General features: G+C 65.6%; 14 protein-coding genes and 1 tRNA gene. 13 read left to right on the top strand and 2 right to left on the bottom strand.

Annotated features, from left to right (window positions below; all coding sequences use genetic code 11):
* The first annotated feature begins 3 nt into the window (after nt 1–3).
* The 9 genes from Q9R31_RS11210 (at nt 4) to Q9R31_RS11170 (ending at nt 9,661) form a co-directional block, all read left to right on the top strand.
* Complete coding sequence (locus Q9R31_RS11210) at nt 4–1,413, top strand: S8 family serine peptidase (protein ID WP_311262809.1); 1,410 nt, start codon at nt 4–6, stop codon at nt 1,411–1,413.
* A gap of 34 nt (nt 1,414–1,447) precedes the next feature.
* A complete protein-coding gene (locus Q9R31_RS11205; RefSeq protein WP_311262808.1) occupies nt 1,448–2,914 on the top strand; it encodes an FAD-dependent oxidoreductase in 1,467 nt (488 codons plus the stop codon).
* Between the two features lie 112 nt (nt 2,915–3,026).
* Nucleotides 3,027–3,100, top strand: a tRNA-Leu gene (locus tag Q9R31_RS11200).
* Between the two features lie 240 nt (nt 3,101–3,340).
* Nucleotides 3,341–4,573 (top strand): branched-chain amino acid ABC transporter substrate-binding protein, encoded by a 1,233-nt coding sequence (locus Q9R31_RS11195; protein WP_311262807.1) that lies wholly within the window; start codon nt 3,341–3,343, stop codon nt 4,571–4,573.
* Between the two features lie 156 nt (nt 4,574–4,729).
* Entirely contained in the window at nt 4,730–5,737 is a 1,008-nt protein-coding gene (locus Q9R31_RS11190; protein WP_311262806.1) for a branched-chain amino acid ABC transporter permease, read from the top strand.
* Nucleotides 5,734–6,981, top strand: a complete 1,248-nt coding sequence (locus Q9R31_RS11185; protein ID WP_311262805.1) for a branched-chain amino acid ABC transporter permease — start codon at nt 5,734–5,736, stop codon at nt 6,979–6,981. The genes Q9R31_RS11190 and Q9R31_RS11185 overlap by 4 nt, the downstream gene beginning before the upstream one ends.
* Complete coding sequence (locus Q9R31_RS11180) at nt 6,978–7,925, top strand: ABC transporter ATP-binding protein (protein WP_311262804.1); 948 nt, start codon at nt 6,978–6,980, stop codon at nt 7,923–7,925. Before Q9R31_RS11185 ends, Q9R31_RS11180 begins: the two co-directional genes overlap by 4 nt.
* Nucleotides 7,918–8,625: an ABC transporter ATP-binding protein gene (locus Q9R31_RS11175; RefSeq protein ID WP_397428239.1), complete on the top strand. Its 708-nt coding sequence runs from the start codon at nt 7,918–7,920 to the stop codon at nt 8,623–8,625. The genes Q9R31_RS11180 and Q9R31_RS11175 overlap by 8 nt, the downstream gene beginning before the upstream one ends.
* 151 nt (nt 8,626–8,776) lie before the next feature.
* Nucleotides 8,777–9,661: a Bax inhibitor-1/YccA family protein gene (locus Q9R31_RS11170; RefSeq protein ID WP_311262802.1), complete on the top strand. Its 885-nt coding sequence runs from the start codon at nt 8,777–8,779 to the stop codon at nt 9,659–9,661.
* Nucleotides 9,662–9,769: 108 nt separating this feature from the next.
* Here the strand turns inward: Q9R31_RS11170 and galK are convergent, their stop codons facing one another.
* Together galK and galT are read right to left on the bottom strand one after the other, a co-directional pair.
* Nucleotides 9,770–10,948, bottom strand: coding sequence for a galactokinase (gene galK / locus Q9R31_RS11165; protein WP_311262801.1), 1,179 nt, complete (start codon nt 10,946–10,948; stop codon nt 9,770–9,772).
* Complete coding sequence (gene galT / locus Q9R31_RS11160; protein WP_311262800.1) at nt 10,945–12,102, bottom strand: galactose-1-phosphate uridylyltransferase; 1,158 nt, start codon at nt 12,100–12,102, stop codon at nt 10,945–10,947. Before galT ends, galK begins: the two co-directional genes overlap by 4 nt.
* 99 nt (nt 12,103–12,201) lie before the next feature.
* On the opposite strand from galT, the gene Q9R31_RS11155 reads away from it, so the two are divergent.
* The 4 genes from Q9R31_RS11155 to Q9R31_RS11140 are packed head-to-tail and all read left to right on the top strand — an operon-like array spanning nt 12,202 to nt 16,400.
* On the top strand, nt 12,202–13,164 hold the full coding sequence (locus tag Q9R31_RS11155) for an aldose 1-epimerase family protein (protein WP_311262799.1): 963 nt from the start codon (nt 12,202–12,204) through the stop codon (nt 13,162–13,164).
* 36 nt (nt 13,165–13,200) lie between these two features.
* Nucleotides 13,201–14,532: an AI-2E family transporter gene (locus Q9R31_RS11150; protein ID WP_311262798.1), complete on the top strand. Its 1,332-nt coding sequence runs from the start codon at nt 13,201–13,203 to the stop codon at nt 14,530–14,532.
* A 3-nt stretch (nt 14,533–14,535) separates the two neighbouring features.
* On the top strand, nt 14,536–15,774 hold the full coding sequence (ilvA, locus tag Q9R31_RS11145) for a threonine ammonia-lyase (protein ID WP_311262797.1): 1,239 nt from the start codon (nt 14,536–14,538) through the stop codon (nt 15,772–15,774).
* 8 nt (nt 15,775–15,782) lie between these two features.
* Entirely contained in the window at nt 15,783–16,400 is a 618-nt protein-coding gene (locus Q9R31_RS11140; RefSeq protein ID WP_311262796.1) for a rhomboid family intramembrane serine protease, read from the top strand.
* Nucleotides 16,401–16,454 lie beyond the last annotated feature (54 nt).

Raw genomic sequence — 16,454 nt, 5'->3', positions numbered from 1 at the left:
GCCATGCACCCCACCCCAGCTTCCACCCCGTTCGTGTCCCGGACGGTGGCCGCCGCGTTGGCCGTCCTCCTGGCAGCGTGCTGCCTCTGCGCCGGTCTTTTCACCGCACCCGCCGCAAGCGCTGACGAATGGCGCGACAAGGAATACTGGCTGGCAGACTCCGGCATCACCAAGGCCTGGGAAGTGTCAAAGGGCGCCGGCGTCAAGGTGGCCGTCATCGACAGCGGCATCGATGCCCAGCACCCGGACCTCAAAGGCGCGGTCGTAGGCGGTCACGATGCCTCCGGCTCAGGCCAACCGGACGGCCAGAAAAGCGTCGGCTCCAAGCCCGAACACGGCACTTTGGTGGCCACCATGCTGGCCGGCCGCGGACACCAGCCGGCGAGCGCGAGCCCCAGCCCCAGTGCCGGGCCGCAGGGCACACCGCCGGACGGCATCATGGGCGTGGCGCCGGAAGCGCAGCTCCTTTCCGTCTCCACCTGGCTCGGCTCGGCCAACCCTTCGGGCAAAAGCGACCAGGATCAGATCCCCGAAGCGGTCCGTTGGGCCGTGGACAACGGCGCCAAGGTGATCAACATTTCGCTTGGCAGCACAACACCGCAGTGGCCGCAAAGCTGGGACGCGGCGTTCCTGTACGCGGAACAAAAGGACGTGGTCATCGTGGCCGCAGCGGGCAACCGCGTGGGCGGCAACACCCAGGTGGGCGCACCCGCGACCATTCCCGGCGTGCTCACCGTCGCCGGCCTGGACCGCAAGAATGTAGCCAGCGTGGACGCCTCATCACAAGGGATCAGCATCGGGGTCGCTGCCCCCGCCGAAAACCTGCTGGGCGGGCTGCCCGGCGGGAGCTACGCCGAATGGGCCGGGACCTCCGGTTCCACGCCCATCGTGGCCGGCGTGGCCGCGCTGATCCGGTCAAAGTGGCCGGACATGAGCGCTGAACAGGTGATCAACAGGATCGTCTCCACGGCAAAGGATGCCGGTGCTCCGGGCAAGGACCCGCTGTACGGCTACGGCATCCTCAATGCCGAGGCCGCGCTCAAGGCCGACGTCCCCCAGGTAGCGGTCAACCCGCTGGGCACCGTCGCCGAATGGATCCGGGTGCACCGGCGGGGCAACGCCGCTCCGCCCACCCCGCTGCCCACCGCCACCCCGGCCCCCAGCGCGGCACCCACGCTGCCGGAAGCCACCGTTCCCGCCGCCAAGGCGCCTTCCCAGCGGGACAGTGCCATCGGCGCCGCCGTCGTCATCGGTTTCGCCGTCCTGTTTGTGGCGATCATCGCTGCTGCTGCCATCCAGCTCCGGAGGGCTGCCCGCAACCCCGCCCTTGCCCGGGAAGAACCGGAAACCGGGGTGGTGGAACGGGTGCATTCGCGCAGTAATCCGCAGGTTACGGACCAAGGTCCAAGTTAGTGAAGATTTTCACAAACTGCGCTATTCTTAAACTATGGCAACCACCCCACAGCTCCAGGACCGTCCCAGGGTACTCGTCGTCGGCGGCGGGTACGTCGGCCTGTACGTAGCACTGAAACTGCAGAAGAAGATCGCGAATGCCGGTGGCATCGTCACCGTCGTTGATCCTCTGCCCTACATGACCTACCAGCCCTTCCTCCCCGAGGTGGCCGGCGGCAACATCGAAGCCCGCCACGCGGTGGTGTCCCACCGCCAGCACCTCAAGCAGACGGAACTGATCCAGGGCCGTGTCACCTCGATCGACCACGTCAACCGGACGGCTGTGGTGGCCCCTGCCGACGGCGGCGAAAACTTCGAGGTGCCCTACTTCGACGTCGTGCTCGCAGCCGGCGCCATCACCCGCACGTTCCCCATCAAGGGCCTGGCGGACAAGGGCATTGGCCTGAAGACCATCGAGGAAGCGGTTGCGCTGCGCAACAAGCTGCTGGAACGCATCGAGGTCGCCTCCACCATGACGGACCCTGCCGCCCGCGCCCGGGCCCTCACCTTCGTGGTGGTCGGCGGCGGCTTTGCCGGCATCGAGTGCATCACCGAGATGGAAGACCTCGCCCGCGCTGCCGTGCGCAACAACCCGCGCATCAAGCAGGAGGAAGTCCGCTTCGTCCTGGTCGAAGCCATGGGCCGCATCATGCCCGAGGTTACTGCCAAGCAGGCTGACTGGGTGGTGGAGCACCTGCGCAGCCGCGGCATCGAGGTCCTCCTGAACACCTCGCTGGACAGCGCGGAAGGCACCCTGAAGCTCATCAACCTGCCGGACAAGACCCCTGCCCAGGAATTCGAAGCCGACACCCTGGTGTGGACGGCCGGCGTGCAGGCCAACCCCATGGTCCGCTCCACCGACTTCCCGCTCGAGCCCCGCGGCCGCGTCCGCGTCCTTCCGGACCTGCGCATCGCCGGCGACGAAGGAATCGTGGAAAACGCCTGGGCAGCCGGTGACATCGCCGCTGTTCCGGACCTGACGGGCAAGGGCCTTCCGGACGGCACCTGCGTCCCCAATGCCCAGCACGCCCTGCGCCAGGCCAAGCGCCTTGCCAAGAACCTGTGGGCTTCCCGCTGGGACAAGCCGCTGGCGGACTACAAGCACAAGAACCTTGGTGCCGTGGCCGGCTTCGGCGAATGGAAGGGCGTTGCCAACATCAACCTCCTGGGCCGGATCGGCCTCAAGGGCGGACTGGCCTGGCTGGCCCACCGCGGCTACCACGGCATGGCCATGCCGACGTTCGAGCGCAAGTTCCGCGTCATCCTGAACTGGATCATCGGTTTCTTCGCCGGCCGCGACACCACCCAGCTCGTGGATCTGGACAACCCCCGCGGCGCCTTCGTCTCGGCAGCAACCCCCGCTCCGAAGCCCTCGGCTGCACCCGCAGCCGTTCCGGCCGCCGGCTCCGGTTCAACCGCCACAGCCGCTCCAAAGGAAACGGTGGCGGCCAACGCCAAGTAACGGGTCTGTTCCACCGCTTTACAACGCCCGACGGCGGCCGTCCCCTCTGCGGGGCCGGCCGCCGTCGGCGTTTCCAGCCAATGCGCCATTCACAGGTACCATTGACCCCGGCGCCCCAGTAGCCCAATTGGCAGAGGCAGCGGACTTAAAATCCGCGTGTTGTGGGTTCGAGTCCCACCTGGGGTACACAGTTTCCCCCCCATACGCGCCCTCGCGGACTCCCGAAAGCCGCCTGCCCAGCAGGCGGCTTTCGGCGTTTAATGCCCCACAGGAAACGACTGTTATAAGGCTGTGACCTCAGTCACTTAGTTTCCTGCCGTCTATGCACTAGCTTGAACCTAAATCAGGAATACCTGGTCCCGCTCCGGGCGCCACCGCGCCCGTTCCGCACCCGCATCGCACGGTCCTGTTTCGGAAGGCAGATTAATGTACCGAAAGAAAGTCCTCACTTCGTTGGCAGCGGCAGCCACGTTCAGCATGCTGCTGTCGGCCTGCGCCAACCAAGCAGGCCCCAGCAACTCTGAGAGCTCCGGCTCGTCCAGCAAAGTGAACATCCCCGCCATTTCGAAAGTGGACGTCCCCTCCGGCGCTGTCATGCCTGCCGGCGACGGCAAGGCAACCTGCCCGGCCACCACCACGCTGGCCTTCGCCGGTGCACAGACCGGCCCCAATGCCCAGCTCGGCGTCAATATTTTCAACGGCATCCAGCTGGCCATCGACCAGCACAACAAGGCCAACCCCGGCTGCCAGGTCCAGTTCAAGAAGTTCGATACGGAAGGCGACCCGAACAAGGCCACCGGCCCCGTCACCCAGCTGGTGAGCGAGCCGGACATCCTTGGTGTGGTCGGCCTCCCGTTCTCCGGTGAATCCAAGGCCACAGGCAATATCTTCGAGCAAAGGGGTCTGGTCCACATCACGCCGTCGGCCACCAACCCGGGCCTGACGGGCAACGGCTGGACCACCTTCTTCCGGGGCCTCGGCAATGACGCCGTCCAGGGCCCGGCGGCTGCCAAGTTCCTCACCGGGAAGCTCGGCGCCAAGAAGATCTACCTGGTCCAGGATGACTCCGACTACGGCATCGGCCTGGGAACCTCCACCTCTGCCGGCCTGGGCAGCGCCCTGGCCGGGACGGAAAAGGTGACCACCGGGCAGAAGGACTTCTCCGCCGTCATTTCCAAGATCATGAACGCCAAAGCCGACGCCGTCTTCTACGCCGGCTACTACGCCGAGGGCGCCCCGTTCGACCAGCAGCTGGTTGGAAAGGGCTTCACGGGAACGTTCGTGGCACCTGACGGCGTCAAGGACGACCAGTTCATCAAGCAGGCAGGCGATGCTTCGAACAACTCCTACTTCACCTGCCCCTGCATTCCGGGTGAACTGATTCCCGACTTTGCGTCTGCCTACAAGGACATCGCCAAGGGTGCCGCACCCGGCACGTACTCCATCGAGGGCTACGACGCCGCAACCGTCCTCCTGTCCGGGATCGACGCCGGCAAGCAAAGCCGCGCCGATCTACTCGCCTGGGTCAAGGCCTACGACAAGGACGGCCTGAGCAAGCACTACAAGTGGGACGCCAAGGGTGAACTCCAGGCTCCGGCCGTATACGGCTACAAGGTGGAGAACGGGAAGATCGTTCCCATCGGGCCCATCGGGGAGTAGCAGCCCGGCGACAGGCAAAGGCTGTGGGGGCCAGCATCAGCAGGCCCCCACAGCCTTTTCTTCGCTTGGCAGCAGCCCAGGACCAAGTTAAGTCAATAGACACAAGTCCCACGGCCGGGCCCACAAGGCCGCGTGCAACTGGATCAGGATGTTCCCATGCTTCCCTCTCTTGTCCCATTACTCCCGACTGAAAACGACTGGATCACCTTCGACATACCGTCCCTGGCCCAGAACTTCTGGAGCGCCACCTTTGACGGGCTCACCTTCGGGGCCATCTACGCGCTCGTTGCTCTGGGTTACACCCTGGTTTACGGCGTGCTTAACCTGATCAACTTCGCCCACTCGGAAGTGTTCATCGTCGGCTGCTATGCAGTCTTCTTCACCCTCAGCACCCTGGGGTTTGGCCCCTCGGTTCCCCGGCTCGACATTTGGGCCATCATCCTGAACCTGCTGCTGGCGCTGGTCCTGGCCATGGTTGCCTCGGCCGTCACTGCCTTCCTGCTGGAACGCATCGCGTACAAACCCCTTCGGAAACGGAACGCCCCCCGCCTGGTCTTCCTGATCACCGCCATCGGTGCTTCCTTCACCATCCAGTACCTGATCTACCTGTGGCGTGGTCCCAGCCCCGAGCTCGCACTGACCATGTTCCGGCCCACTCCCATTTTTGACGTCTTCGGCACCATCATCGATTCCCAGCAGCTGGTGATCATCATCGCCGCGGTGATCATGATGGTGGGCATCGACAGGTTCATCAGCAAGTCCCGCACGGGCCGCGGCATCCGGGCCGTTGCCCAGGATCCTGACACCGCAACATTGATGGGCGTCAACAAAGAGCGCATCATTATTACCACCTTCGTCATCGGAGGCCTGCTTGCAGGAGCTGCCGCCTTGTTCTACGTCATGAAAATCCCATCCGGTGTCCAGTACAGCGGCGGATTCGTCCTGGGCATCAAGGCGTTCGCGGCCGCCGTGCTTGGCGGCATCGGCAACGTCCGCGGCGCGCTGCTGGGCGGCCTGCTGCTCGGCCTGATCGGCAACTACGGCCAGATCCTGCTGGGCAACTCGCAGTGGACCGACGTCGTGGCCTTCGTGGTGCTGGTGCTCGTGCTGCTCCTGCGGCCCGAAGGCATCCTGGGAACCTCCCTTGGAAGGAGCAAAGCATGAGCATGACGGACGGCCCCACGCCGCTGGAGACGGCGGCCGCACAACAGGCAGCAGAAGAACGCGAAGCGTCCTCGAAAGCCGCAGGAAAAAGCGATCTCGCACAGCGGGGCAGACGCAAGCCCGGGTACTTCTCCGACCGGTGGCACGCACTGTCCCGGCAACAGCAGTGGGCGTTCCTGGTCATCGTCGTCGTACTGGCCTACCTGCTCCCTTTGATGAACCCGCCCATCATCACCACCGAGCCCGGCAACAACTTCGCCCTGGCGTGCTTCGACATGGCCCGCTTCGCACTCATCGCCGTCGGCCTCAACGTGGTGGTGGGTTACGCCGGCCTGCTTGACCTGGGATATGTCGCCTTCTTCGCGGTGGGCTCCTACTGCGCAGCGATGCTGACCAGCCCGGACTCGCCCTTCCTGCACATCCCGTACCTGTGGACCATCCCGGTGGCCATGGCGGTCACCATGTTCTTCGGTGTGGTCCTGGGCGTGCCCACCCTCCGCCTCAGGGGCGACTACCTCGCCATCGTGACGCTCGGGTTCGGCGAAATCGTCCGAATCCTGGCCACCATCATCCCGGCCATGAAAGGCCAGGTGGGTTTCCAGAACGTCGGCCACCCACCGGGTACCGCGGCCGACGGAGCGCCCATCTTCTCCAACTCCAACGGCGTGCCCTGGTACTGGCTGACACTGACCATCATCATCATCGTCACCCTCCTGGTGGGCAACCTGGAACGCAGCCGGGTGGGCCGCGCCTGGATCGCCATCCGTGAGGACGAGGACGCAGCCGAGATCATGGGCGTTCCCACCTTCAAATACAAAGTGTGGGCCTTCGCCATCGGCGCCGCGATCGGCGGCCTTTCCGGTGCCCTCTTCGCCGGCCAGGTGGGGTTCGTCAACAACCAGAAGTTCGACGTCACCACGTCCATCCTGTTCCTCGCCGCCGTCGTGCTGGGCGGAGCCGGCAACAAGGTGGGTGCCATCCTGGGCGGCGCCCTGGTCAGCTACATCCCGCTGAGGTTCACGGCCATCGCAGAATACAAGTACCTGATCTTCGGCATCGCCCTGGTGCTGATCATGATCTTCCGTTCCCAGGGGCTGCTCCCGGCACGGCAGCGGTTGCTCGCCTACGGGCGGACGGCGTTGAACAAAATCACCAGCCGCGAGGGCATCGAAACCAAGGACACGGACAATCCATCAGCCGGTCCCGACACCCGTACGGCCGCACAGAGAGGAGCGGAGGCATGAGCTCTGAGGAAAGGCATGGCGGCTCCAGCAGCGTTGAGGATCAGCCCGCAGATGACGGTTCCGCCGCGGTTGCGCCCGAGATCGACATTGAAGCCCTGGCTGAGGCCGGGGTCGACCCGGAGCTTGCCGAAAAGGTGGCCCCGGACCGCGACATCGCGGTCAAGGTAGGCGACAACATTGTTGAGGTGCAGAACCTGACCATCAAGTTCGGTGGCCTCGTGGCGCTGGACAACATCAGCTTCAACATCAAGCGCGGCGAGATCCTGGGCCTCATCGGGCCCAACGGGGCCGGCAAGACCACCTGCTTCAACGCGATGACCGGTGTCTACAAGCCCACCAGCGGAAAGGTGATGCTGGAGGGTCAGGTCCTGAACGGTATCAAGCAGCACAAGATCACCCGCCTGGGCCTGTCACGCACCTTCCAGAACATCCGCTTGTTCGGCGAAATGACCGCCCTCGAGAACGTAGTGGTGGGCCTGGACGCGCGGCACCGGACCAGCGTCGGCGGGGCGCTGCTTCGCCTGCCCACCCACATCAGGGAGGAGAAGTCGGCCATCGAGCGGGGCATGGCCCTGCTGGACTTCGTAGGCATCGGCAGCCACGCTCACGTCCTGTCCCGGCAACTGCCTTACGGCTACCAGCGCCGCCTTGAGATCGCCCGGGCCCTGGCCACCGATCCCAAGGTGCTGTGCCTCGACGAGCCTGCTGCAGGCTTCAATCCCGCCGAGAAGGAGGAACTGATGGCGCTCATCCGCACCATCAGGGATGAGGGCTACACTGTGCTGCTGATTGAGCACGACATGAAGCTCGTGATGGGCGTGACGGACCGGATCGTCGTGCTGGAATTCGGGAAGAAGATCGCAGATGGACTCCCGCGCGAGATCCGTGAAGACCCGCGCGTTGTTGCCGCATACCTAGGAGAGCCCGAAGATGACGTTGCTTGAACTTCAGGACGTTTCCGTTCACTATGGCCGCATCCAGGCCCTGCGGAACATCTCCTTCACGGTGGACGAAGGCGAAGTGGTGGCTCTGATCGGCGCCAACGGTGCCGGTAAGACCACCACCATGCGGACCATTTCCGGGCTGCTGAACTGCTCGGAAGGCAAGATCACTTTCGGCGGCCAGGACATCACCAAGATGAAGGCCCATATCCGGGTGGTCCACGGAATCTCGCAGGCCCCCGAAGGGCGCGGTATCTTCCCCGGCATGACCGTGATGGAAAACCTCGACATGGGAACCTTCGGGCGCAAGGACAGAAGTGGCGTGGGGAAGGACCTGGATCGCGTCTTCGACCTGTTTCCGCGGCTGAAGGAGCGGGAAAAGCAGTACGGGGGCACGATGTCCGGCGGTGAGCAGCAGATGCTGGCCATTGGGCGGGCCCTGATGTCCAACCCGAAACTGCTGCTGCTCGATGAGCCGTCCATGGGCCTGGCGCCGCAGTTCATCCGCCAGATTTTCAAGATCATCAAGGAAATCAACACCCAGGGCACCACGGTCCTGGTGGTGGAGCAGAACGCCAACCAGGCCCTGGCGGGGGCGCACCGCGCCTTCGTGCTGGAAACCGGGGAGATCACGCACAGCGGCACCGGGAAGCAACTGCTGGAAGACCCGTCCATCAAGGAGGCCTACCTGGGGGTGGGGTAGTTCGCGTGACGGGGTCCGGTGCCTGACGGCGCGCAACGGTCACGGTTCGGTTGCAACCGGGCCCCGTGGGAACTTTCCCTGCTGCCTCCGCGTGGGAATTGGTAGCGTAACAAAGAGCTCATCACCCACATCCACATGGAGGAATCCCGCAATGGCACTTGGCGGCAACCCGATCTTCAACGGAAAGAGTTTCCGTGGAGCCACCCAGGCACCGCCTGTCCCGCAGGCTCCTTACGGTGCTCCCTACGGACAGCAGCCCTACGGCCAGCAGGGCTGGGGCACGCAGCCACAGGGCATGACGGACGAACAGCTGCGGCAGATGTACAGCCAGCCGTCGGCCGGCCCCGCGGACACCGGACGGATGACGTTCGACGACGTCATCATGAAGACCGCTGCCTGCCTCGGCGCCGTGCTGGTGGGCGCAGCCATCACCCTGACCGTGGGGCTGGGGCTGGCTTCCATGCTGATGATTGTCGGTGCCCTGGGCGGGTTCGTACTCGCCCTGGTCAACACCTTCAAGAAGCAGCCGTCGCCGGCGCTGATTCTGGCGTACGCGGCACTGGAGGGCCTCTTTCTCGGCGGGCTCACCAGGATCCTTGACACCCAGTTCCCCGGCGTGGGCCTGCAGGCTGTCATCGGTACCCTGTCTGTGTTCGCCGTGACCCTGCTGCTGTTCAAGAGCGGCAAGGTCCGCGCCACGCCGAAGGCCATGCGGTTCTTTATGATCGCCATCATTGGGTACGCGGTGTTTGCCCTGGTCAACATGGTGCTGATGTGGACCGGCGTCCTGCAGCAGCCCTTCGGCCTGCGCAGTGTCGAGATTTTCGGCATCCCGCTGGGCGTCTTCATCGGCCTGCTGGCCATCGGCCTCGCTGCTTTCTCGCTGATCATGGACTTCACCAGCATCGAAGCAGGCGTCCGCAGCGGAGCCCCGCAGCGCTTCTCGTGGACTGCGGCCTTCGGCCTGACCGTCACGCTCGTCTGGCTGTACGTGGAGATTATCCGCCTGCTGGCCATCCTTCGCGGCGACGACTAGGCACCCCGGCAGCTTCCGCCGTCGTAGATCAAACAACCGTGGGCCCCACCAAACTGGTGGGGCCCACGGGCGTTAACTCGCTGCCGGCCTCAGGCCGTCCGGGCGCGCCTAGGCAACGCGCAGGGCTCCAGCGGCAGGGGAGACGGTAAAGATATCCGGCGCCGTATAGCCGGCGTCGGCAAAAGCGTTTACGACGGCGTCACGCACCTTCTGCTCGGCGTCCACGGGCGTGAGCGCAATCGCCGCTCCGCCAAACCCGCCCCCGGTCATGCGGGCACCAATGGCCCCATGGGCCCGGGAGGTTTCCACGGCCAGGTCCAGCTCCGGGCACGAGATCTCGAAATCGTCACGCATGGAGGCGTGGCTGGCGTCCAGCAGGGGGCCGATGGCGCCGGGGCCGGGGCCGGCCAGGAGTTCCACAGTCTGGAGCACGCGGTCATTCTCGGTGACCACATGCCGCACCCGCCGGAACGTCACCTCATCGAGCAAGCCGCTGGCCTCCTCCAAGTCAGCCACGTCGACGTCCCGCAGTGCCTTCACCCCCAGCACCTCCGCCCCGAGCTCGCAGGATGCCCGGCGCGATGCGTAGCCGCCGTCGGCGTGGGAGTGCGACACCTTGGTGTCGATCACCAGGAGCACCAGGCCTGCGGGCCCGGTGTCGAAAGGTACCAGCCTTGCGGTCTGGTCCCGGCAGTCCAGGAAGACGGCGTGGCCCTTGGCGCCGCGAAGGGACGCGGACTGGTCCATGATTCCGGTGGGCGCACCGACGAAGTCGTTTTCCGCCCGCTGGGTTGCGAGCACCATGTCCTGAGCCGCCAGCCCGGCGCCCGTGAGGTCGTTCAAGGCCGTGACGACGGCGCATTCGATGGCGTGCGACGACGACAGGCCGGCACCGAGGGGCACGTTCGAGTCCAGGAGTAGGTCCAGTCCGGGAACCGTGATGCCCCGCTCCCGGAGGGCCCACATGACGCCGAGGGGGTATTTGGGCCATCCCTTCGCTTTGCCGGGCTGCAGGGAGTCGAGCGCGGTGCTGACCACGCCCTGGTCGCCGTAGGTGGACAGGAGCCGCACGGTTGAATCCCGGCGTGCGGCGACGGCCACCCTGGCGGTGCGGTCGATGGCGAACGGAAGGACGAAGCCCTCGTTGTAGTCGGTATGTTCGCCGATGAGGTTCACCCGCCCCGGAGCCTGCCACACGCCGTCGGGAGCGCTTCCGAACTCGTGCTCAAAGCGGGCGCTGAGGTCCTGGGCGGCAGGTGCGGCCTTTGCCTGGTCCTGGGTACTCACGCGGAGGCTCCTTCCGGGGTGGCCGCCAGGGCGGCTGCAGGCGTGGACGACGGCGGGACGGCAACATTGCGCAGGCGTTCCGCCACAACTTCGGGGGTGGTGTCATTGATGAAGGCGCCCATGGCTGCCTCCGATCCCGCCAGGTACTTCAGCTTATCTGCCGCCCTTCGGGGGGAGGTCAGCTGGAGATGGAGGTAGCCTGCCGGCCGGAGGAGGTCATCCAGCGGCGCCTGGTGCCAGGCGGAGATGTAGGGAGTGGGCGTGGGGTACAGCGCATCCACCCGCTTGAGCAGGTCGAGGTAGACATGTGCCAGCTCATCCTTTTCCTCTCCGCTCAATGCCGCCAGGTCCGGGACGTGGCGGTGCGGGACCAGATGGATTTCCAGCGGCCACCGGGCGGCGAACGGCACGTAGGCACTGAAATGCGTGCCGTCCAGGACCATCCTGCTGCCGTCTTCCCGTTCCGCGCGGAGCAGCGAACCGGTCAGGGTGTCCCTGCCGTCCCGGGCGTCGTAGTACTTCCGGGCGGCCGCACCCAGGGTGCCGGCGCGTGGCGTGACGTAGGGGTAGGCGTAGATCTGCCCGTGGGGGTGGTGCAGGGTCACGCCGATGTCGGCGCCGCGGTTTTCGAACGGGAACACCTGCTTGATGCCGGTCATGGCGCTGAGGGCAGCGGTGCGCTGTGACCAGGCCTCAATCACCGTGCGGGACCGCTCCTGGCTGAGGCCGCTGAATGATCCGGTGTGTTCGGGGGTGAATGACACCACTTCGCAGCGGCCGTACGCCGGGCCTTTTGTTCCCCATACGGCGTTCTCCGGCACAGGTCCCAGGGCCGGTCCCAGTGAGGGGAACCGGTTTTCGAACACCACAACGTCGTAATCGGCGGCAGGAATCTCGGACGCGTTGGCGGGGGTGGTGGGACAGATGGGGCACTGGTCCGCGGGCGGCAGGTGGGTGCGCGCCTGGCGGTGCGCGGCGACGGCCACCCATTCGTCCGTCAATGCATCGAAGCGCACCTCGCCAGGCTCCCCGCGCGGGGGCAGGCCCCGGTGGTCGGTGGTTAGATGTTCGGCGCGCGAGGTGCTGGTGCTGTCGTCGTCGAAGTAGATCAGCTCCCGCCCGTCGGAGAGTCTGGTGCTGGTTATCCCTGTCATACAAAAAGTCTGGCATAAACGATCAAGAATGAATAGTTAACAACAAAAAGTAACAGGGTGGGATGGAAGCGTTGTGCTGCCCGATGTACGGTAATGCCCATGACAGCCTCTTCCGAACCCGGAACTTCCACCCGCTCATCCACACGGTCCTGCGCCACCGGACGGCAGTACGAGCTTCGCCGGGGCGACGCCGTCGCCGTGGTCACCGAGCTCGCTGCCGGGCTCCGCTCGTTCAGCCGCGGCGGGGTCCAGCTGACCGAAACGTACGGTGATGACCAGATCGCGCCCGGCGGGGCGGGAATCACCCTCGCCCCCTGGGCCAACAGGGTGGAGGACGGGGTCTGGTTCCTGGATGGCAGGAAGCAGCAGCTGGACATCACCGAAGTGCCCCGCAGCAACGCCAGCCACGGCCTGCTTCGAAACACCGGCTATGTGGAAGTGGGGGAGTCACAGCACGAGGTGGCACTGGAGGCCACCGTTTTTCCGCAACACGGCTACCCGTTCCTGGTGCGGCACAGGGTGGAGTACCGGCTTTCGGAAGACCTGGGGCTGCAGGTCAGGCAGACCCTCACCAATGACTCCGCGGCAGCGGCGCCTTTTGTCCTCGGCGCCCACCCCTACCTGCGGCTTGGCGACACGCCGGATGAGCAACTGCGGCTCACCGTTGCCGCCGGCACCCGGTTGGTGACGGATGAGCGGCTGATACCGCGCAGCTCGGCCCCGGTTGACGGCGACGTTGACTTCCGTTCCGGACGGCACATCGCGGACCTGGCAGTGGACGTGGCCCTGACGGACCTCCGCTTCGAGGACGGCAAGGCCCGGCACACCCTGGCAGCCGACGACGGCAGCGAGGTCTCGCTCTGGCAGGATGAGGCCTGCCGCTACGTCCACGTCTACGTGAGCACGGTATACCCGGGCCGGAGCCGGGCAGTGGCGGTGGAACCAATGACGGGGCCGGCCAACGCGTTCAACTCCGGCGACGGCCTCCGGTGGCTGCAGCCGGGAGAGTCGTTCAGCATGGAGTGGGGCATCGACTACAGGCCCGGCGCGGCGGGCCGGTAGTTTCCCATTGGGCGATTGCTGGGGAAGTATTGGGATATGACGCCAAACGAGGACGAGGTCACCATGGCCCACCCAGCTCCGTCGCCGCCGCCCGCCGCGGCAGTGCCCCTGCGGGTCCTGACGGACCGTGAACTGGACAAGGACATTCCGTATGGCATCCGCATCGCCGCCTCCTGGTCCTGGCGCCTGGGCCTGATCCTCCTGATGGCGGGGACGCTGGTCTGGCTGCTCAGCCACATCACCCTCCTGGTCATCCCCATCATGGTGGCCGCACTCCTCGCCGGACTCCTGAGCCCGGTCACGGCATGGCTGAAGCGCCGCGGACTGCCTGCAGGCCTGTCAGTCGCCGTGACAATCCTTGGGTTCATCGGCGTCATCGGTGGAGCGCTGGCCCTGGTGGGCAGGCAGCTCGCGGTCGGATTCGGTGAGCTCTATTCCCAAGCGCTCGAAGGCGTACGGCAGGTCCAGGACTGGTTGTCGGCTGGACCCCTGCACCTCACCGCCGCGCAGATCGACCAGTACGTCAAGGAAGCCACCGACGCCCTGCAGAACAACAGCAGCAGCATCCTCAGTGGCGCCCTGTCCTTTGGCAGCACCGCCGGCCACTTCGCCGCCGGAATGCTTCTCTCGCTGTTTATCCTCATCTTCTTCCTCCTGGAGGGAGACCGGATCTGGGCTTTCCTGGTCAGGATGCTTCCGAGGAAAGCCCGGGCCGCCACCTTCGGCGCCGGCCGCAAGGGCTGGGCCTCCATGGTCAGCTATGCGCGTATCCAGATGTTCGTCGCGGCTGTCGACGCCCTCGGCATCGGCGTGGGGGCGGCCATCCTCGGCGTCCCGCTTGCGCTTCCCCTGGGTGTGCTGGTTTTCCTGGGCTCGTTCATCCCGGTAGTGGGTGCCCTGGTGACCGGCGTCGTTGCCGTCCTGTTGGCCCTGGTGGCCAACGGCCCCATCAACGCCTTGATCATGCTGGCCATCGTCCTGCTGGTCCAGCAGCTTGAAGGCCATATCCTGCAGCCCCTGGTCATGGGCAAGGCAGTGTCGCTCCACCCGGTGGCTGTGATCCTCAGCGTTGCGGCCGGCTCCTACCTCGCCGGGATCCCCGGAGCGCTGTTCTCCGTACCCATCCTGGCCGTAGCAAACTCGGCTGTTCGCTACATCGCCGCAAGAACGTGGGAACATGAACAGGTGCCGGTAATTGCCGGAAAGCCCATCACGGCTGGAGCAGGCGGGGACAACACCATCAAGGACGTTGAACCGCCGTCTGCACCCGGTGCGGGGAGGGGCGCGGCGTCCGGCACCCCAGCCGAACACCGTGATGCCCGCACTTCCTCCCCGGAAGGCACCGGGGCAGAACCCAGAGGAGAGTAGTCCGTGAAGATCCTTGAAACCCTTCCCGTCACACTGGACGATGTCCTTGAGGCGCAGAAGCTGCTTGACGGGATTATTGCGCGCACTCCCGTGGAGTCTTCGCGGGCGCTGGGGAGCATGGTAGGCGGGGACGTCTACTTCAAATGCGAAAACCTGCAGCGTGCAGGCTCGTTCAAGGTCCGCGGCGCTTACGTCCGGATGGCGCGTCTTTCCCCTGACGAGAAAAAGCGGGGAGTAGTGGCAGCCTCCGCAGGCAACCACGCACAGGGTGTTGCCGTCGCCGCCAAAAGCCTGGGCATCAAAGCCCGGATTTACATGCCGCTGGGCGTGGCGCTGCCGAAGCTCGCCGCCACCCGCAGCCATGGTGCGGAAGTGATCCTGCACGGGCACAACGTGGACGAGGCGCTCGCGGAAGCCCAGCGCTACAGCAACGAAACCGGCATGGTCTTCGTCCATCCGTTCGACAACGTGGACGTGGTGGCGGGCCAGGGCACCGTGGGCCTGGAAATCCTGGAGCAGGTTCCAAACGTTGACACGATCCTCATGGGCGTCGGTGGCGGAGGACTCCTGGCGGGGGTCGCCGTCGCCATCAAGGCACGTGCCAGGGAACTTGGCCGGGACATCCGGATCATCGGGGTGCAGGCGGAAAACGCTGCCGCCTACCCGCCTTCGCTTGCCGCCGATGCACTGGTGCCGCTGAAAAAGGTCTCCACGATGGCGGACGGCATTGCCGTGGGGCGCCCGGGGCAACTGCCCTTCAGTATCATCCGTGAACTGGTGGACGATGTTGTCACCGTCAGCGAAGACTCCCTGGCCCGCGCCCTGATCTTCCTGCTGGAACGGGCCAAGATGGTGGTTGAACCTGCAGGGGCGGTGGGCGTTGCAGCCCTCATGGACGGCAAGATCGAGAACCCGGGAACCACGGTGGCCGTGCTCTCCGGCGGAAACATCGACCCCATGCTGATGCTGAAGGTGATCCAGCGCGGCCTCTCCGCGGCCGGCCGCTACATGACGGTGCGGATGATGCTTGATGACCGCCCCGGCTCACTGGCTACTATTGCCCGGATCATCGCCGAAAACGACGCCAACGTCACCGGTCTGGACCACACCAGGGTGGGCGGCTCCATCAGCATGGGCGACGTCTCCATCACTGTGAACCTGGAGACCAAAGGCCATCAGCACGGTGAGCAGGTCCTCAGCGCACTCCGTGCCGAGGGTTTCCAGCCGATCGTTGTGCATTAGGAGCGGCCATGGCCGGACTGATGGGTAACGGACGCCTCCCGGAGCGGCAGACCATCGCGTCCCGCGCGAAAGGCGGGCTGGTAGTGCTGGGCGGCTTCGTGGCCCTGCTGTTCGCCATCGAAGTAATCAACACGCTGATGATGGGGGCCCTCACCCGGACCTTCGGGCTGCGGCCCAGGAGCGCCGATGGGCTGCTGGACATCTTCACCTTCCCGCTCCTGCACGCAAACCTGGGCCATCTGCTCTCCAACAGCCTGCCCCTGGTCATCTTTGGCTTCCTGGTGTTCCTCTCCGGGTTGCGCGTGTTCCTCACCGCACTGGCCTTCAGCTGGCTCGGCAGCGGGCTGACGGTATGGCTCATCGGGAGCGGCGTCACCGTGGGCGCCTCAGGGCTGGTCTTCGGGCTTTTCGCGTTCCTTTTGGTCAGGGGGTTCTTCAACCGCAGCTGGCGGCAGATCCTGCTCGCAGTGGTCCTGTTCATGGGCTACGGGAGCATCCTCCTGGGCGCCCTGCCGTTCGTGGCCGGCTACGTGAGCTGGCAGGCCCACCTGGGCGGGGCCGCCGGCGGCGTCGTGGCCGCGCTCCTGCTTCGTCCGCGCGGGCACGCGGCTTCGCGGCAGTACTAGCGCCCCGGCCGCGTAGTCCCAGGCACGCGGCCATTAAAAGCAGGAAGCGGCGGC

This window comes from Pseudarthrobacter sp. BRE9 (genome assembly GCF_031844305.1).
In the GTDB taxonomy this organism is placed as follows: Bacteria; Actinomycetota; Actinomycetes; order Actinomycetales; family Micrococcaceae; genus Arthrobacter.
The sequence above is the reverse complement of the archived record's forward strand: the minus strand, read 5'-3'. Positions and strand labels throughout refer to the sequence as shown.

Bases quoted from the DNA above. Each gene is read 5' to 3' on its own strand.
- Q9R31_RS11195 (WP_311262807.1), top strand. From the start codon at position 3,341: ATGTACCGAAAGAAAGTCCTCACTTCGTTGGCAGCGGCAGCCACGTTC.
- Q9R31_RS11140 (WP_311262796.1), top strand. From the start codon at position 15,783: ATGGCCGGACTGATGGGTAACGGACGCCTCCCGGAGCGGCAGACCATC.
- Q9R31_RS11170 (WP_311262802.1), top strand. From the start codon at position 8,777: ATGGCACTTGGCGGCAACCCGATCTTCAACGGAAAGAGTTTCCGTGGA.
- Q9R31_RS11185 (WP_311262805.1), top strand. From the start codon at position 5,734: ATGAGCATGACGGACGGCCCCACGCCGCTGGAGACGGCGGCCGCACAA.
- Q9R31_RS11210 (WP_311262809.1), top strand. From the start codon at position 4: ATGCACCCCACCCCAGCTTCCACCCCGTTCGTGTCCCGGACGGTGGCC.
- Q9R31_RS11190 (WP_311262806.1), top strand. From the start codon at position 4,730: ATGCTTCCCTCTCTTGTCCCATTACTCCCGACTGAAAACGACTGGATC.
- galT (WP_311262800.1), bottom strand. From the start codon at position 12,102: ATGACAGGGATAACCAGCACCAGACTCTCCGACGGGCGGGAGCTGATC.
- Q9R31_RS11205 (WP_311262808.1), top strand. From the start codon at position 1,448: ATGGCAACCACCCCACAGCTCCAGGACCGTCCCAGGGTACTCGTCGTC.
- Q9R31_RS11155 (WP_311262799.1), top strand. From the start codon at position 12,202: ATGACAGCCTCTTCCGAACCCGGAACTTCCACCCGCTCATCCACACGG.
- Q9R31_RS11150 (WP_311262798.1), top strand. From the start codon at position 13,201: ATGACGCCAAACGAGGACGAGGTCACCATGGCCCACCCAGCTCCGTCG.
- Q9R31_RS11180 (WP_311262804.1), top strand. From the start codon at position 6,978: ATGAGCTCTGAGGAAAGGCATGGCGGCTCCAGCAGCGTTGAGGATCAG.